Genomic DNA, 19,905 nt, shown 5'->3' on the forward strand with positions numbered 1-19,905 from the left:
GTACCCCGGCACCATGAGACTGAGCGTGGTGGATGTGGGGGCGAAGACGGTCCGGTTGGTGGTGGCGGACGCGGAGGGCGGAGTCCCGCTGCCCGTGCACACCGCCAAGTGGAAGCTGCGTCTTTCCGAACAGGTCGACGCCGACGGGCGTATCACCGACGACTCGGTCGACAGGTTGGTCGAGGCGGTCGCCGCCGCGGGCAGTACGGCGCAGCGATGGGGGGCCGCCGGGCCGCTGGCCTTCGCGACGACGGTGGTGCGCAACGCCCCCAACCGGCTGGAGGTGCTGCACTCCATCCGCACCAGGACCGGTGTGCAGATCTGCACGCTGCCGGGGGAGGTGGAGGCCGAACTGACCTTCCTGGGCGCGCGGCGGTGGATGGGCTGGCAGGCCGGGCCGCTGGTGCTCTTCGACATCGGCGGCGGCTCGTTGGAAGTGGCCTTCGGACGCGGTCGCCTGCCCGACTTCGTGGCCTCGCTACCGCTCGGCGCGAACCGGCTCACCAGGGAGTTCTTCGACGGCGAGGCTCCGCCGAGCGCGCGGCTCGTGAAGTCGTTGCGGCGCAGGGTGCGCCACCAGCTGCGGGACGTGGCCGCACGGATCCGCTGGGAGGGCCCGCGCACGGCGGTGGCGACCTCGCGTACCTTCCAGCAGTTGGCGCGGCTGTGTGGCGCCGCGCCCGGACGCGAGGGGCCCTTCATGCCGCGCTCCCTGGCCCGGCGCGACCTGCGTGGCTGCATCGACGTCCTCGCGGCTCTGCCCGCGTCCGAGCGGGCGGAACTTCCGGGTATCTCGGCACCGCGGGCCGGCCAGAGCCTGGCCGGAGCCGTCGTGGGCCACACGGCCATGAAGCTGACGGGGGTCAGGACCACCGCGATCTGCCCCTGGGCCATCCGGGAGGGAGTCCTGCTGCGCTACATCGAAGACGGGGCCGCCTGGTGGTCGGACATCGCAGAGGGCACGGACCAGCCGGTGACGGCCACCGGGGTTCCGCTGCGGATCGCGACACCGCCGAGTGTGCGTGGGTGACCACGACGCGGCCGGGGCCCCCTCGTGCAGGGAGACGGCGGGCTTCGTCTCTTTCCCGGGTCTGCGCGCCTGGCCCGTCAGAGGCAACTGTCTCCGGTCAGCGGGTGCTCGGTCTGCTGGTCCGGCGGCACACCTCCACTTTTGCCACCGCCCTTGTCGCCCTTGTCCGTGCCGTGGGCACGACCGCCCTTCGCCTGGGTCTGCGACGCCTTGAGTTCGGCGCTGTCCCGCGGTGTCGCGCCGCCCTTGTCGCTGCGTCGCTGTTCCGGCTGCTGTGGATCGGACATCTGCGGTCACCCCGCTCGCGTCGAAGGTCGTTCGAGTCCGACGGGTTCCCATGAGTCCCGCCCGAAGCACGGGGAGCCCTGCGCTCCGCCCTACACCCCGGGCCGGGCCCGCAGGCAGCGGCGCAGTTCCTCGGCGTACGGAACGACGACCCCCAACCCGATCACGCCGGCGAGTCCCGCGAGATACGCGGCGGGCAGCGGCCGTTCCTTGGGCAGCAGGCGCCAGTCCTGCGGATGCGGGCCGCCACGCAGTGTCGAGCGGACCTGGTCGGGATGCAGGCAGGCGGTGAACGCCAGAGCGGTGAGCGGCAGTACCTCGAGGAAGCTGTGGATGTGCTGCTCGACCGGGCGGATCTCGCGCTCGCCCGTGGCCAGCGAGACGTCGTACAACGCGGTGGCACCGTGCGCCACGGCAGCGGCGCCCATCGTGGTGAGCACCAGGGGGTTGACGCGGGCGAGCAGGCCCATGAGGACCGGCACTCCGACCTCGGTCATCATCAGCGCGTGGACCACGGACTCCTTCGTGCCGCTGGTGCGCTCGATGCCCGTCCGTCGGTGCATCCACCAGTCCGTGAGGCCGGGCACCACCCACAGAGGCAGGAGCCCGAGTAGCAGAAAACGCCGAGCGGCGGCCTCCGTAGCGGCCGCGTGCGGCCCGGCCCGCAACTCGTCGGCCCGCCGCCACTGTCGCCAGACCTTCCGGGGCAGAAAGCGCGCTGCTCCCATGACAACCTCCCATCCGCCACGGCCTCGTACGGCCCGCCTCCCCGTACCCTCCCGCACGCCCAGGGCCCCCGCACGCCCTGGTTAGGCCAGCCGGACCAGCGGGTACTCGGGGGCGCGTTGCCAGACCCGCCACCCCACGCTCCACCTGGGAGAACGCGATGCCCGACTTCGGATACTTCCTCTCGTGCGAGGAGCACAGCCCGGCAGAACTCGTCGAACAGGCCCGCATGGCCGAGCAGGCCGGCTTCGACTCGCTCTGGATCTCGGACCACTACCACCCGTGGAATGACAACCAGGGCCAGAGTCCGTTCGTGTGGACGGTGATCGGCGCCCTGTCACAGGCCGTTTCGCTGCCCGTCGAAACAGCCGTGACCTGCCCCATCATGCGCACCCATCCGGCGGTGATCGCCCAGGCGGCCGCCACCAGCGCCGCCCAGCTGGGCGGCCGGTTCCGACTGGGAGTCGGCACCGGCGAAGCCCTCAACGAGCACATCCTCGGCACGCACTGGCCCGAGGCGCCGGTACGCCTGGAAATGCTGGAGGAAGCACTCCAGATCATCCGGCAGCTGCTCACCGGCGAACCGACCAGCCACTACGGCAAGCACTACACGGTGGAGAACGCCCGCCTGTACACCCTGCCCGACGAGCCGGTACCCATCGACGTCTCCGCCTTCGGCCCGCAGGCCGCCGAGGTCGCGGCACGGATCGGCGACGGCCTGATCACGATGATGCCCGACGCCGCCCTCGTCGAGCGCTTCCGCCGTGCCGGCGGTACCACCAAGCCGGTCTACGGCGGACTCAAGGTGTGCTGGGGCACGGACCGGCAGGAGGCGATCCGCACCGCGCACCGCCTGTGGGCGAACGAGCAACTCCCCGGGGAGCTCGCGCAGATACTCCCCACACCGCGCCACTTCGAGCAGGCGTCCACGTCGGTCACGGAGGACCAGGTGGCCTCCGCGGTGCCGTGCGGTGACGACCCGGACACGCACATCGAGGCCCTGACCGCGTTCGTCGACGCGGGGTTCGACACCGTGTACGTCAGCCAGATCGGCAAGGACCAGCAGAACTTCTTCGACTTCTACCGCACCAAGATCCTGCCGCGACTGCGGGGCTGACAGCGCGGTACGGGCGGCACCTCGCGAAAACCCCCAGGCCCGCGGCCTGGGGGTTGCCCTGTTGCCCTGGAGGCACGGCGTGGAGCGTGTCAGTGGCCCGTCGCCAGGTGGAGCTTGAGCAGGTCCACTCCGTAGTCGTTGCCGTTGGGGGTGAAGTCGTCGTACGCGATGGTCTGGCCGAAGCCGCCACCGGAGGGCGGGCCGGACGGGGAGGCGCTCGCGGTGGCGTCGGCGGCGGTGGTGGACGATTCGTCGGCGCCGGCCATGATGGCGGCGTAGCCGCCCATGGCCGCGACGGCCGAGACGCCGCCGGCGAGGAGTGCCTTGTTCATGAACCGGCGGCGGGAGCGGTGGGCCGCCGGCGTTCCCGGTTTGTGTCCGTGCGTCGAGTCGGTCATGTCGCCGACGATTTCGTCGGCGATTAAAGCGGGCCTGGCAGGATCCTGTGTATCGGACAGGAGTCCGTCGACAGCGGCGGACCCACCTGTGGCGTGTTCTCGGCCTCCGAGGTTGATGAAAGGTCAGACCGTCTGCGGGGCCGGGGCCTTGAAGCGGTGGGTCGGGACCTCCGGCAGGGTGCGCCTCGCCAGGCCGGCGAGGGTGGCGCCGGGGCCGATGTCCAGGAACGCGGTGGAGTCCAGCTCCTCGTGGAGGACATGCAGGGTGTCCGCCCAGCGGACCGGGCTGACCCCGCCCAGTCGGAGCGCCACCGCCGCCGTCTGATCGCCGAACTCCTGCGCCCGGACACCCTCGGCTTCGGCATCCACTTCGCGGACGTGGTCTTCGGCCGGGTGCGGCCGCAGGGCGAGAACGCGACCTGGCATCCGCTGTGACGCCCCCGGTCCCCGCCCTACTCGGATGATCTGTTCCGAGAGATGTGACGGGGTGCACTGGGTACCGTGGCTCCCCCCCCGGATACCGGAATGGACAGAGGAGCACGGTCAGTGACCAGCGACAACCGCATAGGACCGCCCGCCTTCGGAAGTGAACGCGACATGCTGCGGGCCTTTCTCGACTACCACCGCGCCACCCTCGCCATGAAGTGCGAAGGGCTCACCGACGAGGAGTTGCGGCAGCAGTCGATGCCACCGTCCACGCTCTCGCTGCTCGGTCTGGTCCGGCACCTGGCGGAGGTGGAACGGGCCTGGTTCCGGCGGGTGTTCGAGGACCGTGACGCGCCCATGGTCTGGTCCGACAGGATCGACTTCCAGGCGGCGTACGACGCGAGCGGGTCGACCCGGGACGAGGCGTTCAAGGCCTGGGAGGACGAGGTGGAGACCTCGCGCCGTATCGAGCGCGAGGCCGGCTCCCTGGACCAGGCCGGATATCAGCCGAGGTGGGAGGAGGAGGTGTCGCTGCGGATGGTGATGACGCACGTCCTCCTGGAGTACGGCCGTCACAACGGGCACGCCGACCTGCTGCGGGAGGGCATCGACGGGAGCGTAGGAGCCTGAGCGCCCATCAACCCGAGCCTTGAGTCGAACAGCCCCCAGGTCATTGAGCTGGGGGCTGTCGGCTGTCAATCCTTACGGGTCGCGGACGTCCGGCTGATATGCCGGATTGGTCCGATTGTCGTGGGGCCGACCGACCTAACGTCTCAGTCGTCCCGAACTTCCGTCCCACACACGGAGAATGACGATGACGCTCGCCCGTACCGTCCGCATCGCCGCGGTACGGCCGGACGCCAGCCCTGCTGCCCTGGGCGCCCCCCGACGCCGACGTGCCCATGGCGCAGGCATCTCGCTCCGTGCCACAGCGGTCCAGTGCGGCTTCGCCGACGTGTACCACTTCTCGCGCCGGTTCCGCGCGGTCTACGGCATGCCCCCGAGCACCTTCCGTACGGTCCCGCCCGAGTCGGCACCGCCGTCCCCGATCACGAACGGCGCCCTGTCCGCGCTCCAGGCCCTGGCGCCGCCCTCACATCCCGGACGGTGACCGGCCGACCGTCAACCGGCCCGGCCGGTACGGGACATAGGCCGCCCCGTCCAGGCCGAGCGCGGTGGCCGAGCGCTGGAGCGCGGCGGGGGTCGCGGCGTCGTCCCAGTGGCCGGTGCCGACGCGGTGTTCGAGGGCGTGCAGGGCGGCCACGGTCTCGGCGGTAGTGAACGTGCAGTGGCCCTGCCGTTCGACATACGCCTGCCGCAGCAGTGCGCCGTCGCCGGCGGCGCGCACCCGGGCGGCGAAGCGGCTCTCCTGCTGGACCGGCACCAGGTTGTCGGCGGTGGTGTGAATGTCGAGCAGGGGAACGTCGAGTCCCTGACCGGCGGAGGAGGTGCGCCACGCGGTGTGGACGGCGCCGGGATCGGCGGTGGTCGTGGCGCCCTCCGTCAGGGTGCGCAGGTCGGCACGGAGGTCGAGGCCGGCCGCCCGGTAGAGGGCGTGGACCTGGGGCGCGTGCTCGGAACCGGCGAGCAGCCGGGCGTAGTCCACGCCCCGGTTCCAGGAGTTGTTGCCGCCGACGGACCGCTCCACGGCGTATCGGCCGCCCTCCACGAACGCCAGGATGCCCTGCGCGAACCAGTCGTACTGCTGCGCCTCCTGGGCCGCCCAGTCGGTCGCGGCGGGCCGGTCCTTTCCGGGCGACCAGGCGGGCAGGTTGAGGAAGGCGGCGGCCAGCGCGATCCGGGCGCGGCCCTGTGGGGTGGCCTGGGCGGCGGTCACCGCCTGGGTGAGCAGGCCGGCGGTGGCGGAGGCGTCGGCGGCGGTGTCGAACCGTACGAGTCTCACGTCCTGCCCGGGCAGCAGCAGTCGGGCGATCGTGTACTCGGCGTCCAGCTGGTAGTTGTCCAGGTCGGTGCCGCCCGCGACCAGGCCGCACTGGCCGAGCGCGCCGTCGATACGGCCGCCGCCGTCCCGGGCCAGCTGGGCGTTGACGAGCCCGCCCATGGACTGGCCGACGGCCAGTGTGCGCCGGGGCTCGCCGATCTTCGCCGTGACCGCGTCGAGGGTCGCGAACTGGTCGCGTTCGGCGCTGTCCAGAGCCCACATCGAGCCGTTCGGGTCGTACGACGACCCCGCCATCGCATAGCCCTCCGCGAGCAGCTCGGTGCGCACGGCGTCGGTGGGGGCGTCCTGGGCGACGGTGGGGCCGAAGCCGTGGCTGAACAGCAGCAGGGTGCCGTTCCAGCGGCCGGGTACGTCCGCGACCCAGGTGGCCCCGTCGGAGAGGGTGCCGGTGAGGTGGCCGGCGGCCGCGGCGTCGTCTGCCCGGGCGGCGGGTGCGGGGAGGGTGGCGAGGGCCGAGGACGCGAGCGTTGCCAGGGCGGCGAGGGCGATACGCAGCCGGGTGCGGGAGGCGCGGGGGCGGGTGACGGCGGGCATGGGGGCGGCTCCTTGTACGTGGGGGAGTACCCGGTGCAGTACTCAGTGCACTGAACGAAGCGTCCAGAAACATAGGGCCGTTTCTCTGCTGCCGTCAATGAAGTGCACAACAAAGCTGCCGTCGCGATAGCGCCCGCGAAGGGACCGGGGGTGTCTCGCGGCTTCGGCCGGTCCCCCCGGTTCAGGTCCGCCGAAATCCGTGCACACGGTGACCTGTACCGCCTGCCGCCCCGGCCACCCCGACCTGACCAGCGGGAACACCCACCCCGCCACCCGACCCCGCCCCACTGTGCCCCGTACGCCCCAACCGCCGTGTTGTCCATACGTCTTGACGCACCCGCCCGCTCCGCGTTTGCTTCCTTCACATCATCGGTCGCGCATGATGTCCCCCCACTCGGAAGGCGCCTGGTGTGAGCGCTCCTGTCCTCCGCGGCACCCCCGTGCCCCGTATCGCCCTGGCCCTGGCCGTCTCCACGTCCGCTCTCACGCTCGGCGCGTGCGGCGTCGTCGACAGCATCGGCGCGAGCGGTGACTCCCCGTCCGCGAAGAAGGGCGACGACATCACGGTGGGGCTGCTCCTGCCCGACAAGGACACGGCCCGGTTCGAGAACTTCGACCACCCCATCCTCAAGAAGGAGGTCGCCTCCCTCACCCACGGCAAGGGCAAGGTCGTCTACGCCAACGCCGAGGCGGATCCGGCCACCCAGAGCCGGCAGTTCCAGCGGATGGTGGACCAGAAGGTCGACGTCGTCCTGGTGGACGCGGTGGACGCCAAGGCCATCGCGCCGGAGGTCCGGAAGGCGAAGGACGCCGGCATCCCCGTCATCGCCTACGACCGGCTCGCCCAGGGCCCGATCGACGCGTACGTCTCCCACGACAACGAACTCGTCGGCGAGGTCCAGGGCCGCGCCATCGTGGAGGCGCTCGGCACCAAGGCGGAGACCAGCGAGATCGTCATGATGAACGGCGACCCCGCGGACCCGAACACGGCCAGTTTCAAGGACGGCGCCCTCGACGAGTTCCGGAACAAGGTCCGGATAGCCAAGGCGTACGACACTGACAAGTGGTCGCCGGCGGTCGCCGGGGCGAACATGAAGAAGGCGATCAAGGCCGTCGGCCTCAAGAACATCGCCGCCGTCTACTCGGCCAACGACGGCATGGCGGGCGCCGTCATCGACGCGCTGAAGAAAGCGGGAGCCACCAGCATCCCGCCGGTGACCGGGCAGGACGCCAACCTGGACGCGGTGCAGCGGGTCGTCTCGGGCGAGCAGTACATGACCGTCTACAAGTCCTTCCTGGACGAGGCCACCCAGGCCGCGCAGATGGCGGTGTACAAGGTGCAGGGCCGGGACATCCAGTACGACGCGCTGACCCGCGACACGGTCGACAGCCCGACCCGGAAGAAGATCCCCGCGACGCTCGTGCCGGTGGTGTCCCTCACGAAGGACAACATCAAGGACACCGTGGTCGCGGACGGCGTCTACTCCGTCGACGAGATCTGCACCCCGAAGTACGCGGCGGACTGCGCGGCGATCGGGCTGAATTGACATGCTCCTCGCCGTGACGGGCGAGGATTCCGGCCTCCCTTGACTGGTTGCTGTGCCGCTACGCGGCACGGTTTCCGGTCGGGAGTCCGTGGCTTCCTGTTTCCTCGCGCTGTGCCGGGATTGCTCCTGGTCTTACCGGCGCTCCGCAGGCCGATACCGCCGGTCCGGCGGCCGTCTTCACGTTGATCGCGGCGTCGGTGTCCCGGTCGTGGACGGTGCCACAGGCGGAACAGGTCCATTCCCGCACGCTCAGGGGTTCGGGTCCGTCCACGGCACCGCAGGTGGAACAGGTCTGGGAGGCCGGTGTGAACCGGCCGATCTTCACCAGGGTGCGGCCGTACCGGGCGGCTTTGTACTCCAGCATGCTGCTGAACGACGACCATCCGGCGTCGTGCACGGACTTGGCCAGCTTGGTGCGGCCCAGTGCCGCCACCGACAGGTCCTCCACGGCGATCCCTTGGTTCTCGGAGATCAGCTTCGTGGAGAGCTGGTGGTGGAACTCGCGGCGTGCGTCGGCGACCTTGGAGCGGCCGGGGCTCCCGTCACCGGACCTGCACGGCGTGCCGCACAACTTCACCGTGTGCCGGGCGAGTTGGAGGCGGCGGCACGGTTACCGTGAAAACGCACGGAATGACCCCTTGCGATGAGGGAACATCTCGGTGGTCCACGGTGCACGTCTCGGTACGGCCGGTGCGGTCGAGGTCTCCCGGCTGCGCGGTCTGTGGCGGGTCACACGGCCCTGGCATCCGGGACTACGGCCGTACCTGCGCAGCTACGTCGGCTACTGGGAGGCCGTGACCTCGCCCTACGAGGTGCGGCTGGTGCCGACCGGGCGGGCGACGCTGGCCAGGGCGGTGTCACCATCATGATGGCCACCGGTGACTCGACCCACCTCAGGGCAGCGCTCGACACCGGCATCGAGCACCTGCGCCACTCGACGTCGAGCAAGGCCACCGCGGCCTGACCCGACCGGCGCCCCGTCATTCCGGTCCCGCGGTGTGGGGCGGGGCCCCGGGATGATTGTCTGGCTCCGGCAACCCCGTCCCGACCGGCTTCGCCGCAGGAGGATCCCGCAGTCATGAGCAGTGCCTACGCGTACGAGTACAAGGTCGTCACCTTCCGGGAGTCGCTGATCGGCGACGCGCTGGACAGCGACAAGCTGGAGAAGGTCCTCAACAAGCACGCCGAGGACGGCTGGGGCCTCAAGGCCATCACCTCCGCCGACGTCAAGGGCCGGATAGGTCCCGGCGCGGTCGAGGGCCTGCTGCTGACCTTCGAGCGCCCGCGCGGCTGAGCGAGGCAGACCACACCGGAACGCCCCCCCGACCCACAGCGGGTCGGGGGGGCGTTCCGGTGTGCTGACGGGTTACTTCACCGGCTCCGGCTCGGGCGCGCTCTCCTGCTCCGCCTCGCCCGCCGGGTCGACCGGGGTCTTGACCGAGTCGAGGAGCAGCTGGGCCACGTCGACCACCTGGATGGACTCCTTGGCCTTGCCGTCGTTCTTCTTGCCGTTGACCGAGTCGGTGAGCATCACCAGGCAGAAGGGGCAGGCCGTCGAGACGATGTCGGGGTTCACCGACAGCGCCTCGTCGACGCGCTCGTTGTTGATGCGCTTGCCGATGCGCTCTTCCATCCACATCCGGGCACCGCCGGCGCCACAGCAGAAGCCGCGCTCCTTGTGGCGGTGCATCTCCTCGTTGCGCAGGCCCGGGACGCTGGCGATGATCTCGCGCGGGGGCGTGTAGATCTTGTTGTGGCGGCCCAGGTAGCAGGGGTCGTGGTAGGTGATGATGCCCTCGACCGGGGTGACCGGGACCAGCTTGCCCTCGTCCACCAGGTGCTGGAGCAGCTGGGTGTGGTGGATGACCTCGTAGTCGCCGCCGAGCTGCGGGTACTCGTTGCCGATGGTGTTGAGGCAGTGCGGGCAGGTGGCGACGATCTTCTTGGCCGACTTCGGCTTCTTCGTCGCCGGATCCTCGTCATCCTCGCCGAAGGCCATGTTCAGCGCGGCCACGTTCTCCATGCCGAGCTCCTGGAACAGCGGCTCGTTGCCGAGCCTGCGCGCCGAGTCGCCGGTGCACTTCTCGTCGCCGCCCATGATCGCGAACTTGACGCCCGCGATGTGGAGGAGTTCCGCGAAGGCCTTGGTGGTCTTCTTGGCGCGGTCCTCCAGGGAGCCCGCGCAGCCCACCCAGTACAGGTACTCGACCTCGGTCAGGTCCTCGATGTCCTTGCCGACGACCGGGACCTCGAAGTCGACCTCCTTGAGCCACTCCAGGCGCTGCTTCTTGGCCAGGCCCCAGGGGTTGCCCTTCTTCTCCAGGTTCTTGAGCATCGTGCCCGCCTCGGAGGGGAAGGCGCTCTCGATCATCACCTGGTAGCGGCGCATGTCGACGATGTGGTCGACGTGCTCGATGTCCACCGGGCACTGCTCGACACAGGCGCCGCAGGTGGTGCAGGACCACAGGACGTCCGGGTCGATGACGCCGTTCTCCTCGGCTGTGCCGATCAGCGGGCGCTCGGCCTCCGCCAGAGCCGCCGCGGGGACGCCCGCCAGCTGCTCCTGCGAAGCCTTCTCCTCGCCCTCCATGGTCTTGCCGCCGCCCGCGAGCAGGTAGGGCGCCTTGGCGTGGGCGTTGTCGCGCAGCGACATGATCAGCAGCTTGGGGGAGAGCGGCTTGCCGGTGTTCCAGGCGGGGCACTGCGACTGGCAGCGGCCGCACTCGGTGCAGGTGGAGAAGTCCAGCAGGCCCTTCCAGGAGAACTGCTCGACCTGGGAGACACCGAAGACGTCGTCGTCACCGGGGTCGGTGAAGTCGATCGGCTTGCCGCCGGAGGTCATCGGCAGCAGGGCGCCCAGGGAGGTCGCACCGGTGGCGTTGCGCTTGAACCAGATGTTCGGGAAGGCCAGGAAGCGGTGCCAGGCGACGCCCATGTCGGTCTTCAGGGCGACCACGATCATCCAGATGAAGGAGGTCGCGATCTTCAGGCCGGCGAAGAAGTAGGTGAGGTTCTGGAGCGTGGAGACGTCCATGCCCCGCAGCCAGGACACCACCGGGTACGAGATGAAGAAGGAGGCCTCGTACGAATCCACGTGGTGCTGGGCGCCCTCAAGGGCGTGCAGCATGAAGATGCAGACGCCGACGATCAGGATGACCGTCTCGACGAAGTACGCCTGGCCGAAGTTGGAGCCGGCGAAGCGGGACTTGCGGCCCGGCCGGTTCGGCTTGCTCAGCTGGCGGATGACGATCAGCACCAGGATGCCGAGGACCGTCATGGTGCCGATGAACTCGACGAAGACGTTGTACGGCGCCCACTCGCCGATGACCGGCAGCAGCCAGTCGGCCTGGAAGAGCTGGCCGACGGCGTTGACGATCGTCAGCAGGAGGGAGAAGAAGCCGACCGCGACGAACCAGTGCGCCACGCCGACGATGCCCCAGCGGTTCATCCGGGTGTGGCCGAGGAACTCCCTGACCACCGTGACGGTCCGCTGGACGGGCTCGTCGGTACGGGTGCCGGCGGGCACGTTCTGGCCGAGCCGCATGAAGTTGTAGATCTGCAGGACGGCGCGGGCGAACAACGCCACGCCGACCACGATCAGAACCAGCGACACGATGATCGCGGCGAGTTGCATGGGGGGCTCCTCGGGCCTGCGAGGGGTCTCTTCGGGTCTCTTCGCGAGGGTTCCCGAAATTACTAAGCGGTAACTTATGCAGTCGGTCTGAGACTACCCGCATCTTTACTCGCACTGTAGTCAGGTGCGGGGTGATCTGAATCGCTGAGGTGCGCCTGACCTGCCGCTGCCTTGCGGTGGCAAAGTGATCGTGTTATTCGTGTTATTCGTGTGGAATTGTTACATTTAGGTCTAATTTAGACGTGTGCTCTACGGGATCGCCGCCGCCACCACAGCCCTGCTGCTCGCCGCCCTCCTCGCCGCGCTGATCCGGCCGCTCGCCCTGCGGCTGGGGCTCGTCGACCGCCGGCGGGCGCGGCCTGTGCCGGTGCTGGGCGGGCTGGCGGTCGTGGGCGCCACCTGTCTGGTCGCGGGCGCCGGTGACTGGACCGGTGCCGCACCGCTCGGTACCGGGGTCGGGGAGCTGCTGGTCGCCGGGGGAGCCGTGGCGCTGCTCGGGCTGGTCGCCGACGTGTGGCGGCTGAAGACGCGGTTCCTGCTGTTCGGTACGGCTGTGGCGGCCGCGTGTGTGGTGCCGTACGGGGAGTTCGGTGTGGTCGAAGGGCTGCTCGGTGTGCTGTGGATCGCCTTTGTCGCCGTCGCCTTCAAGGGGCTCGACCACGCCGACGGGCTCGCCGGGACCGTGGGGGTGATCACCGCCTTCGGGGTCGGGGCCTGTGCCGCCGCGGAGGTCATGGACGGGCTGGCCGTCCTGCTGAGCGTGCTCGCCGCCGCGCTCACCGGGTTCCTGATGCACAACTGGCATCCCGCGCGGATCGCCCTCGGCGCCACCGGCTCGCTGTTCGCGGGGTTCGTACTGGCCGCGGCCGCGCTGATCACGCGGACCGGTTACGACCCCTTCGCCAGTGCGGGCGTGCTGTTCGCGCTCACCGCCGTCGCGAGCGCCGACGTGCTGCTCGTCGTACTGTCGCGGCTCCTCGCCGGGCGGCCGGTGCTGCGGCGCGGGCCCGACCATCTCGCGCACCGGTTGCGGCGGCTCGGGCTCACCCCGCCGGGCGCGACCGTCGTCCTCGGTGTCGCATCCTTCGCCGGGGTGCTCGTCGGGGTGCTGGTGCACGGCGGCTGGGTCGGGCGGACCGGCGCCACATGCGTCGCCTGCGTCACCGTCAGCGTCGTACTCCTACTCCTTCGGGTGCCTGTTTATGGGGTCCGTCGGCTGGAATCAACGCAGGTCAGCGGGCACTTGCGTGTAAGGAACGGATAAGAGTTGAGCCGTCGCGACTCAGGTCTGTTGACCCATGGCGAGGCTTGATGCACACTTGAGTCCGTTCCACTCAAGTCAGCTGGAGGAAATCACCATGGCACGTGCGGTCGGCATCGACCTGGGCACGACTAACTCTGTCGTCAGCGTTCTTGAAGGCGGCGAGCCCACCGTCATCACCAACGCCGAGGGTGCCCGGACCACGCCGTCCGTCGTCGCCTTCGCCAAGAACGGCGAGGTTCTGGTCGGCGAGGTCGCCAAGCGCCAGGCGGTCACCAACGTGGACCGCACCATCCGGTCGGTCAAGCGTCACATGGGCACCGACTGGAAGATTCAGCTGGACGGGAAGGACTTCAACCCGCAGCAGATCTCCGCGTTCATCCTGCAGAAGCTGAAGCGGGACGCGGAGGCCTACCTGGGTGAGAAGGTGACCGACGCGGTCATCACCGTCCCGGCGTACTTCAACGACTCCGAGCGTCAGGCGACGAAGGAGGCCGGCGAGATCGCGGGCCTGAACGTCCTGCGTATCGTCAACGAGCCCACCGCGGCGGCGCTGGCCTACGGCCTCGACAAGGACGACCAGACGATCCTCGTCTTCGACCTCGGTGGCGGTACCTTCGACGTGTCCCTCCTGGAGATCGGCGACGGCGTCGTCGAGGTGAAGGCGACGAACGGCGACAACCACCTCGGTGGTGACGACTGGGACCAGCGCATCGTCGACTACCTGGTCAAGCAGTTCGCGTCCGGTCACGGCGTGGACCTCGGCAAGGACAAGATGGCCCTCCAGCGTCTCCGCGAGGCTGCCGAGAAGGCCAAGATCGAGCTGTCCTCGTCCACCGAGACCTCGATCAACCTGCCCTACATCACGGCGTCCGCCGAGGGCCCGCTGCACCTGGACGAGAAGCTGACGCGCGCTCAGTTCCAGCAGCTGACCGCGGACCTCCTTGAGCGCTGCAAGACGCCGTTCCACAACGTCATCAAGGACGCCGGCATCCAGCTCGGCGAGATCGACCACGTCGTCCTCGTCGGTGGCTCCACCCGTATGCCCGCCGTCGCCGAGCTCGTCAAGGAGCTGACCGGCGGCAAGGACGCCAACAAGGGCGTCAACCCGGACGAGGTCGTCGCCATCGGCGCCGCCCTCCAGGCCGGTGTCCTCAAGGGTGAGGTCAAGGACGTCCTGCTGCTCGACGTCACCCCGCTGTCCCTCGGTATCGAGACCAAGGGCGGCATCATGACCAAGCTGATCGAGCGCAACACCACGATCCCGACGAAGCGCTCCGAGATCTTCACGACGGCCGAGGACAACCAGCCGTCCGTGCAGATCCAGGTCTACCAGGGCGAGCGCGAGATCGCGGCGTACAACAAGAAGCTCGGGATGTTCGAGCTGACCGGTCTGCCGCCGGCCCCGCGCGGTGTCCCGCAGATCGAGGTCGCCTTCGACATCGACGCCAACGGCATCATGCACGTGACCGCGAAGGACCTGGGCACGGGCAAGGAGCAGAAGATGACCGTCACCGGCGGCTCCTCGCTGCCGAAGGACGAGGTCGACCGGATGCGCCAGGAGGCCGAGCAGTACGCGGAGGAGGACCACCGCCGCCGCGAGGCCGCCGAGACCCGCAACCAGGGCGAGCAGCTCGTCTACCAGACCGAGAAGTTCCTCAAGGACAACGAGGACAAGGTCCCGGGCGAGATCAAGACCGAGGTCGAGGCGTCCGTCGAGGAGCTGAAGGCCGCGCTCAAGGGCGAGGACACCGCCGAGATCCGCACCGCCACCGAGAAGGTCGCGGCCGTCTCCCAGAAGCTGGGCCAGGCCATGTACGCCGACGCCCAGGCCTCGCAGGCCGCCGCCGGTGGTACCCCCACCGCTGAGGCCGACGACGTGGTGGACGCCGAGATCGTCGACGACGAGCGCAAGGACGGTGCCGCGTGACGGAGGAGACCCCGGGCTTCGAGGAGAAGCCCGACGTCCCCTCCGGCGCCACCCCCGACGACGCCGAGCCGAAGGCCGCTCCCGCACAGGGGGCGGCCCCGGCCGGGGACGCAAGCGCAGAACTGACCGGTCTGACCGCACAGCTGGACCAGGTACGCACCGCGCTCGGCGAGCGCACCGCGGACCTCCAGCGCCTCCAGGCCGAGTACCAGAACTACCGCCGCCGAGTGGAGCGCGACCGGATCACGGTCCGGGAGATCGCCATCGCGAACCTCCTGACCGAACTCCTGCCCGTGCTCGACGACATCGGCCGCGCACGGGAACACGGCGAACTGGTCGGTGGTTTCAAGTCGGTGGCCGAGTCGCTCGAGACGGTCGCGGCGAAGATGGGACTCCAGCAGTTCGGCAAGGAGGGCGAGCCCTTCGACCCGACGATCCACGAGGCGCTGATGCACAGCTATGCGCCGGACGTCACCGAGACGACGTGCGTGGCGATTCTGCAGCCCGGGTATCGCATCGGCGAGCGCACCATCCGCCCCGCGCGGGTGGCGGTCGCCGAACCGCAGCCGGGAGCGCAGGCGGTGAAGGCCGAGGGGACCGACGAGGCCCCCCCGGCCGGCGAGGACAAGGACAACGGCCCTGAGGAGGGCTGAAGTCGTAGAGATTGAGCGGAACACCGGAAAGGGGGCGCGTCGGGGATGAGCACCAAGGACTTCATCGAGAAGGACTACTACAAGGTCCTCGGCGTCCCCAAGGACGCCACCGAGGCCGAGATCAAGAAGGCGTACCGGAAGCTCGCCCGCGAGTTCCACCCGGACGCCAACAAGGGCAACGTCAGGGCCGAGGAGCGCTTCAAGGAGATCTCCGAGGCCAACGACATCCTCGGCGACCCCAAGAAGCGCAAGGAGTACGACGAGGCGCGCGCCCTCTTCGGCAACGGTGGCTTCCGCCCCGGGCCGGGCGCGGGCGGCGGCAACTTCAACTTCGACCTGGGCGACCTCTTCGGGGGCACCGCGCAACAGGGCGGGGGCGGCTTCGGCGGCGGTTTCGGCGACGTCCTGGGGGGCTTGTTCAACCGGGGCGGCGGCGCGGGCACGCGCACCCAGCCCCGGCGCGGCCAGGACATCGAGTCCGAGGTCACGCTCAGCTTCACGGAGGCCATCGAGGGTGCCACGGTCCCGCTGCGGATGTCCTCGCAGGCCCCCTGCAAGGCCTGTTCGGGCACCGGCGACGCGAACGGCACACCGCGTGTGTGCCCGACCTGCGTCGGCACCGGCCAGGTGGCGCGGGGATCGGGCGGCGGCTTCTCGCTCACCGACCCCTGCCCGGACTGCAAGGGCCGCGGCCTGATCGCGGAGAACCCCTGCCCTGACTGCAAGGGCAGCGGCCGCGCCAAGTCGTCGCGCACCATGCAGGTCCGGATCCCGGCAGGGGTGACGGACGGCCAGCGGATCCGGCTGCGCGGCAAGGGCGCACCGGGCGAGCGGGGCGGCCCGGCGGGCGACCTGTACGTCATGGTCCACGTCGACACCCACCCGGTGTTCGGCCGCAAGGAGGACAACCTCACGGTGACCGTCCCGGTGACCTTCACCGAGGCGGCGCTCGGCGGCGAGGTCAGGGTGCCCACCCTGGGCGGACCGCCGGTCACCCTCAAGCTGCCCCCGGGCACGCCCAACGGCCGCACCATGCGCGCCCGTGGCAAGGGCGCGGTCCGCAAGGACGGCACCCGCGGCGACCTCCTGGTCACCGTCGAGGTGAGTGTCCCGAAGGACCTGTCGGGGAATGCTCGTGACGCACTGGAGGCGTACCGCGAGGCGACCGCGGGCGAGGACCCGCGCGCCGAGCTGTTCGAGGCCGCGAAGGGAGCATGACAGGGATGGACGGCCGTCGACGCAGTGACAATTTCCGCGGGCCGTACGAACTGACCGAGGAGACCCCGGTCTACGTCATCTCGGTGGCGGCCCAGCTCTCCGGACTGCACCCGCAGACGCTGCGCCAGTACGACCGCCTCGGCCTCGTCTCGCCCGATCGCACGGCCGGGCGGGGCCGCCGCTACTCGGCCCGCGACATCGAACTGCTCCGCCAGGTGCAGACGTTGTCGCAGGACGAGGGCATCAACCTGGCCGGCATCAAGCGCATCATCGAACTGGAGAACCAGGTCGTCGCCCTCCAGGCCCGCGTGGCGGAGATGGAAGCGGCCCTGGACGGCGCGGCGGCCGCCATGCAGCAGCGGGAAGCAGCGGTACACGCCTCGTACCGCCGCGACCTGGTGCCGTATCAGGAGGTCCAGCAGACCAGCGCACTGGTGGTGTGGCGGCCGAAGAAGGCCAAGGACTAGCAGCACCTGTGCGAAGGGGCCCGGAGGTTCGCCTGAACCTCCGGGCCCTCGCGTGTCACTCGGCGGGTGCGCCGACCGTCCGGTCGGCTTGTTGGCCGTCCAGGTGAGCCGCGCCTTGCCGGTCGTGGAGTCGTACGTGACCGAAGTCCCGGCCGGGGCTTGGTCTTGTCGACGCCGGCCGACGTGAGGGGCGTGTACGTGAACTCGACCTTGGCGGCGCCGGTCCGGTTCACGTAGTCGATCCGCGGGGTGTGCCTGCCCTGGGGGACGGTGACGTCGAGCGTCTTGGTCACCGTCCTGGTGGTGTTCTTCCACAGGTCGACCTTGCGGCCGCCGTCGACGTACACCCGGATCCCGTCGAGCCCGGAGACGGCGAGGGCGAAGGTGCCGCCGGAGCCGAAGTCGTCCTTCGGGAGGCCGGAGGCGGGGGCGCCGCTCCAGCTCTCGCTGATCGCGGAGTCGCAGTCGGTCTTCTTCGGTGTGCCCTTGAACGTCGTGTCCGCGAACAACTCCCGTTTGTAGACGGGTGAGGCGCAGTTCGTGGCCGCCGATGCGGTGACGGCCGCGGTGCGTCTGGCTGGGTTCATTCGATCCTCTGGGCGTATCCGTGACGACGGAGACGGCCGTTACCGATGTCGACCCATGAGGAATGGAGTTGGTTGTACTGATCTTTGCCCACCCGTGAACTCCCTTTGAGTGGAGGGTCCGTAAAGGCAGTTTGGAGGCGGTTCCGCTTGCCCTTCACAGGTGCAGCGGAGGGTAGTGTTGCGCACTCGTTAAGTAGTTCCGCTTGACGCCGGGTGTGGCGTACGCGTTGTCTTTTCAGACATCTGGGTCGCAAGCAGCCCCATGTCCGGAACGCACTGAAGTGAGCCCCCGTATGCGTCGAATAGCCATGTTTGTGGCCGCGTCCACGATGACCCTCTCGCTCGCCGGCTGCGGCGTGCTCAACGCGACGGGATCGTCGAGCACCGCGAGCCCGACCAAGGGCAACGACATCACGGTGGGTGTGCTGATGCCGGACATCATCAACGCCCGGTACAGAAACTTCGACTACCCGATCATGAAGGCCAAGATCGCCGAGCTCACGAACAAGCAGGGCCGGATCGAGTACGCCAACGCCGGGTCGATCGCCTCCAAGCAGGCCGAGCAGATGCAGAAGATGATCGACGACAAGGTCGACGTCATCGTCCTGGACGCGGTCGACTCGCACGCCATCGCGGGCACGGTGAAGAAGGCCAAGGACGTGGGCATCCCGGTCATCGCCTACGACCGCCTCGCCGAGGGCCCGATCGACGCCTACGTCTCCTTCGACAACGAGCTCGTCGGCGAGGTGCAGGCCCGTACGCTCCTTGAGGGCCTCGGGCCGAACGTAGACACCTCCGACAAGGTCATCATGATCAACGGCTCGCCGACGGACCCGAACGCCAAGCAGTTCAAGACGGGCGCCCTGTCCGAACTGAACGGCAAGGTGACGATCCCGTCCGCGGCCTCGTTCGACACCAAGGACTGGGACCCGGATATCGCCGAGCAGGAGACCACCAAGGCGATCAACGCGATCGGCAAGGACAACATCGCCGCCGTCTACTCCGCGAACGACGCGATGGCGGGCGGCATCGTCAAGGCCCTCAAGGCGGCCGGCTTCACCAACATGCCGCCGATCACCGGCCAGGACGCCGACCTCGACGCCATTCAGCGGATCCTCGCCGGCCAGCAGTACATGACCGTCTACAAGCCCTACCCGGACGAGGCCGAGGCCGCCGCCGAGATGGCCGTCTACAAGGTGCAGGGCAAGGACATCCAGTTCGACGCGCTCACCCAGGACCAGGTCGACAGCCCCACCACCAAGAACATCCCGTCCCAGCTGGTGCAGGTCAGCGCCGTGACGAAGAGCAAGATCAAGGACACCGTCGTCGCGGACGGCATCTACAAGGTCTCGCAGATCTGCACCGCCGACTACAAGACGGCGTGCGCGGAGGCGGGCCTCAAGTAGGCCCGCCACCCGGCGGCTGCCGCGGGCCACTACGCGGCTCCGGCCGGGGACGACGACCCGCCGGCTGTCGTCGCGGCTCAGGCGCCGGCCCATCAGGGGAGCTGATCCAGGACCCGCCGCATGTCCACGGGCTCCGGGCCGGCGTCGGCGTACTCGACGTACCGTCCGGTCCGGGCGAACGGGCCCAGGTCAACGTGACGGGGTGCCACGCGTTCACCCACGAGGATGGGGGAGGCGGAGAGGGCGACCGGACGCTCGGCGATGACAGCTTCGCGAGTGACCGTACAGCGGCAGCCGCCTGGGCACCGTCCGGTCCTCGGTGGCCCGGGCATGCCCGTAGGCGTCGGCGAGACAGGCCTCCAGGGCCCGGACCCGCTGGGCCAGGCCTCTTCGTACGGTCGCCGCCAGTACCGGCTCGTAGGCGGTCCTGACCTCACCCGGCCGCACCCTCTCCGCCAACGCGTACGCGGCAACGATGTCCGCCATGAGACGTCGGAGCGGGCACGTAACGCGGTGATCACCGGCGGATTTCGGGGATCCGCCAGGTCTGCCGCGTGACGTGCCCGCGAGCGGCCCTCCCCGCAACGCGCCTCCCCCGTGGGCGCGTTGCGGGAACCCCGGTCCGATCGGGGGAGGATGGCCCGGGGCCCCGGCGGGTGTCCGGCGAACACCCGTGGGAAGCACCGCAAACGATGCCCCCGTGAACCCGCCGCCACCACCGTC

At 69.5% G+C, this 19,905-nt stretch carries 20 protein-coding genes and 1 pseudogene; 13 read left to right on the forward strand and 8 right to left on the reverse strand.

The window, feature by feature from the left end; genetic code table 11:
- Positions 1–13 precede the first annotated feature (13 nt).
- Positions 14–1,030, forward strand: coding sequence for a Ppx/GppA family phosphatase (locus tag ABTY98_RS20360; protein ID WP_352222326.1), 1,017 nt, complete (start codon positions 14–16; stop codon positions 1,028–1,030).
- Positions 1,031–1,107: 77 nt separating this feature from the next.
- On the opposite strand, the gene ABTY98_RS20365 is transcribed toward ABTY98_RS20360, so the two are convergent.
- Together ABTY98_RS20365 and ABTY98_RS20370 are read right to left on the reverse strand one after the other, a co-directional pair.
- On the reverse strand, positions 1,108–1,317 hold the full coding sequence (locus ABTY98_RS20365) for a hypothetical protein (protein WP_352222327.1): 210 nt from the start codon (positions 1,315–1,317) through the stop codon (positions 1,108–1,110).
- A gap of 90 nt (positions 1,318–1,407) precedes the next feature.
- A complete protein-coding gene (locus ABTY98_RS20370) occupies positions 1,408–2,043 on the reverse strand; it encodes a diguanylate cyclase (protein ID WP_352222328.1) in 636 nt (211 codons plus the stop codon).
- 158 nt (positions 2,044–2,201) lie between these two features.
- On the opposite strand from ABTY98_RS20370, the gene ABTY98_RS20375 reads away from it, so the two are divergent.
- On the forward strand, positions 2,202–3,158 hold the full coding sequence (locus tag ABTY98_RS20375; protein ID WP_352222329.1) for an LLM class F420-dependent oxidoreductase: 957 nt from the start codon (positions 2,202–2,204) through the stop codon (positions 3,156–3,158).
- Positions 3,159–3,247: 89 nt separating this feature from the next.
- On the opposite strand, the gene ABTY98_RS20380 is transcribed toward ABTY98_RS20375, so the two are convergent.
- Positions 3,248–3,556: a hypothetical protein gene (locus ABTY98_RS20380; protein ID WP_352222330.1), complete on the reverse strand. Its 309-nt coding sequence runs from the start codon at positions 3,554–3,556 to the stop codon at positions 3,248–3,250.
- A gap of 123 nt (positions 3,557–3,679) precedes the next feature.
- A complete protein-coding gene (locus tag ABTY98_RS42370; RefSeq protein WP_502994288.1) occupies positions 3,680–3,982 on the reverse strand; it encodes a hypothetical protein in 303 nt (100 codons plus the stop codon).
- Between the two features lie 120 nt (positions 3,983–4,102).
- On the opposite strand from ABTY98_RS42370, the gene ABTY98_RS20390 reads away from it, so the two are divergent.
- A complete protein-coding gene (locus ABTY98_RS20390) occupies positions 4,103–4,612 on the forward strand; it encodes a DinB family protein (RefSeq protein ID WP_352222331.1) in 510 nt (169 codons plus the stop codon).
- Between the two features lie 184 nt (positions 4,613–4,796).
- Positions 4,797–5,093, forward strand: a complete 297-nt coding sequence (locus ABTY98_RS20395) for a helix-turn-helix domain-containing protein (protein ID WP_352222332.1) — start codon at positions 4,797–4,799, stop codon at positions 5,091–5,093.
- On the opposite strand, the gene ABTY98_RS20400 is transcribed toward ABTY98_RS20395, so the two are convergent.
- The gene (locus tag ABTY98_RS20400; protein WP_352222333.1) at positions 5,076–6,479 is read right to left on the reverse strand and encodes an alpha/beta hydrolase; all 1,404 of its coding nucleotides are present in this window, start codon (positions 6,477–6,479) and stop codon (positions 5,076–5,078) included. The two genes, ABTY98_RS20395 and ABTY98_RS20400, sit on opposite strands and share 18 nt — an antisense overlap.
- 410 nt (positions 6,480–6,889) lie before the next feature.
- Between ABTY98_RS20400 and ABTY98_RS20405 the strand changes: the two genes are divergently transcribed.
- Entirely contained in the window at positions 6,890–8,026 is a 1,137-nt protein-coding gene (locus tag ABTY98_RS20405) for a sugar ABC transporter substrate-binding protein (protein ID WP_502994290.1), read from the forward strand.
- A 58-nt stretch (positions 8,027–8,084) separates the two neighbouring features.
- Here the strand turns inward: ABTY98_RS20405 and ABTY98_RS20410 are convergent.
- Positions 8,085–8,552, reverse strand: a pseudogene (locus ABTY98_RS20410) (RNA-guided endonuclease TnpB family protein); the annotation flags it as partial.
- Positions 8,553–8,685: 133 nt separating this feature from the next.
- Between ABTY98_RS20410 and ABTY98_RS20415 the strand changes: the two are divergent.
- Both ABTY98_RS20415 and ABTY98_RS20425 read left to right on the forward strand, forming a co-directional pair.
- Entirely contained in the window at positions 8,686–8,895 is a 210-nt protein-coding gene (locus ABTY98_RS20415) for a hypothetical protein (protein WP_352222494.1), read from the forward strand.
- A 209-nt stretch (positions 8,896–9,104) separates the two neighbouring features.
- Positions 9,105–9,320 carry a DUF4177 domain-containing protein gene (locus tag ABTY98_RS20425; RefSeq protein WP_352222334.1) on the forward strand — a complete coding sequence of 72 codons (216 nt, stop codon included), beginning with the start codon at positions 9,105–9,107 and terminating at the stop codon, positions 9,318–9,320.
- 72 nt (positions 9,321–9,392) lie between these two features.
- On the opposite strand, the gene ABTY98_RS20430 is transcribed toward ABTY98_RS20425, so the two are convergent.
- Positions 9,393–11,660: a (Fe-S)-binding protein gene (locus ABTY98_RS20430; RefSeq protein WP_352222335.1), complete on the reverse strand. Its 2,268-nt coding sequence runs from the start codon at positions 11,658–11,660 to the stop codon at positions 9,393–9,395.
- Positions 11,661–11,904: 244 nt separating this feature from the next.
- Here ABTY98_RS20430 and ABTY98_RS20435 point away from each other — a divergent pair, with 244 nt between their 5' ends.
- The 5 genes from ABTY98_RS20435 to ABTY98_RS20455 all read left to right on the forward strand — a co-directional run bounded on the left by ABTY98_RS20435 (position 11,905) and on the right by ABTY98_RS20455 (position 17,189).
- A complete protein-coding gene (locus ABTY98_RS20435; protein WP_352222336.1) occupies positions 11,905–12,924 on the forward strand; it encodes an MraY family glycosyltransferase in 1,020 nt (339 codons plus the stop codon).
- 94 nt (positions 12,925–13,018) lie between these two features.
- The gene (gene dnaK, locus ABTY98_RS20440; RefSeq protein WP_352222337.1) at positions 13,019–14,851 is read left to right on the forward strand and encodes a molecular chaperone DnaK; all 1,833 of its coding nucleotides are present in this window, start codon (positions 13,019–13,021) and stop codon (positions 14,849–14,851) included.
- Positions 14,848–15,504 (forward strand): nucleotide exchange factor GrpE, encoded by a 657-nt coding sequence (gene grpE, locus ABTY98_RS20445; protein ID WP_352222338.1) that lies wholly within the window; start codon positions 14,848–14,850, stop codon positions 15,502–15,504. Before dnaK ends, grpE begins: the two co-directional genes overlap by 4 nt.
- A gap of 45 nt (positions 15,505–15,549) precedes the next feature.
- Complete coding sequence (gene dnaJ / locus ABTY98_RS20450) at positions 15,550–16,722, forward strand: molecular chaperone DnaJ (RefSeq protein WP_352222339.1); 1,173 nt, start codon at positions 15,550–15,552, stop codon at positions 16,720–16,722.
- A gap of 5 nt (positions 16,723–16,727) precedes the next feature.
- The gene (locus ABTY98_RS20455) at positions 16,728–17,189 is read left to right on the forward strand and encodes a heat shock protein transcriptional repressor HspR (protein WP_352222340.1); all 462 of its coding nucleotides are present in this window, start codon (positions 16,728–16,730) and stop codon (positions 17,187–17,189) included.
- Here ABTY98_RS20455 and ABTY98_RS20460 read toward each other — a convergent pair.
- Positions 17,186–17,776, reverse strand: coding sequence for a PA14 domain-containing protein (locus tag ABTY98_RS20460; protein WP_352222341.1), 591 nt, complete (start codon positions 17,774–17,776; stop codon positions 17,186–17,188). The genes ABTY98_RS20455 and ABTY98_RS20460 overlap by 4 nt on opposite strands.
- Before the next feature lie 293 nt (positions 17,777–18,069).
- Here ABTY98_RS20460 and ABTY98_RS20465 point away from each other — a divergent pair, with 293 nt between their 5' ends.
- A complete protein-coding gene (locus tag ABTY98_RS20465; RefSeq protein WP_352222342.1) occupies positions 18,070–19,182 on the forward strand; it encodes a sugar ABC transporter substrate-binding protein in 1,113 nt (370 codons plus the stop codon).
- The last annotated feature ends 723 nt before the right edge of the window (positions 19,183–19,905 follow it).

It is taken from the genome of Streptomyces sp. NPDC096040, from assembly GCF_040303265.1.
Lineage (GTDB): Bacteria > Actinomycetota > Actinomycetes > Streptomycetales > Streptomycetaceae > Streptomyces.

Excerpts from the sequence above, each read along its gene's own strand:
- ABTY98_RS20360 (WP_352222326.1), top strand. The coding sequence starts at position 14 with ATGAGACTGAGCGTGGTGGATGTGGGGGCGAAGACGGTCCGGTTGGTG.
- ABTY98_RS20365 (WP_352222327.1), bottom strand. The coding sequence starts at position 1,317 with ATGTCCGATCCACAGCAGCCGGAACAGCGACGCAGCGACAAGGGCGGC.
- ABTY98_RS20370 (WP_352222328.1), bottom strand. The coding sequence starts at position 2,043 with ATGGGAGCAGCGCGCTTTCTGCCCCGGAAGGTCTGGCGACAGTGGCGG.
- ABTY98_RS20375 (WP_352222329.1), top strand. The coding sequence starts at position 2,202 with ATGCCCGACTTCGGATACTTCCTCTCGTGCGAGGAGCACAGCCCGGCA.
- ABTY98_RS20380 (WP_352222330.1), bottom strand. The coding sequence starts at position 3,556 with ATGACCGACTCGACGCACGGACACAAACCGGGAACGCCGGCGGCCCAC.
- ABTY98_RS42370 (WP_502994288.1), bottom strand. The coding sequence starts at position 3,982 with ATGCCAGGTCGCGTTCTCGCCCTGCGGCCGCACCCGGCCGAAGACCAC.
- ABTY98_RS20395 (WP_352222332.1), top strand. The coding sequence starts at position 4,797 with ATGACGCTCGCCCGTACCGTCCGCATCGCCGCGGTACGGCCGGACGCC.
- ABTY98_RS20400 (WP_352222333.1), bottom strand. The coding sequence starts at position 6,479 with ATGCCCGCCGTCACCCGCCCCCGCGCCTCCCGCACCCGGCTGCGTATC.
- ABTY98_RS20425 (WP_352222334.1), top strand. The coding sequence starts at position 9,105 with ATGAGCAGTGCCTACGCGTACGAGTACAAGGTCGTCACCTTCCGGGAG.
- ABTY98_RS20430 (WP_352222335.1), bottom strand. The coding sequence starts at position 11,660 with ATGCAACTCGCCGCGATCATCGTGTCGCTGGTTCTGATCGTGGTCGGC.
- dnaK (WP_352222337.1), top strand. The coding sequence starts at position 13,019 with ATGGCACGTGCGGTCGGCATCGACCTGGGCACGACTAACTCTGTCGTC.
- dnaJ (WP_352222339.1), top strand. The coding sequence starts at position 15,550 with ATGAGCACCAAGGACTTCATCGAGAAGGACTACTACAAGGTCCTCGGC.
- ABTY98_RS20455 (WP_352222340.1), top strand. The coding sequence starts at position 16,728 with ATGGACGGCCGTCGACGCAGTGACAATTTCCGCGGGCCGTACGAACTG.
- ABTY98_RS20460 (WP_352222341.1), bottom strand. The coding sequence starts at position 17,776 with ATGAACCCAGCCAGACGCACCGCGGCCGTCACCGCATCGGCGGCCACG.
- ABTY98_RS20465 (WP_352222342.1), top strand. The coding sequence starts at position 18,070 with ATGCGTCGAATAGCCATGTTTGTGGCCGCGTCCACGATGACCCTCTCG.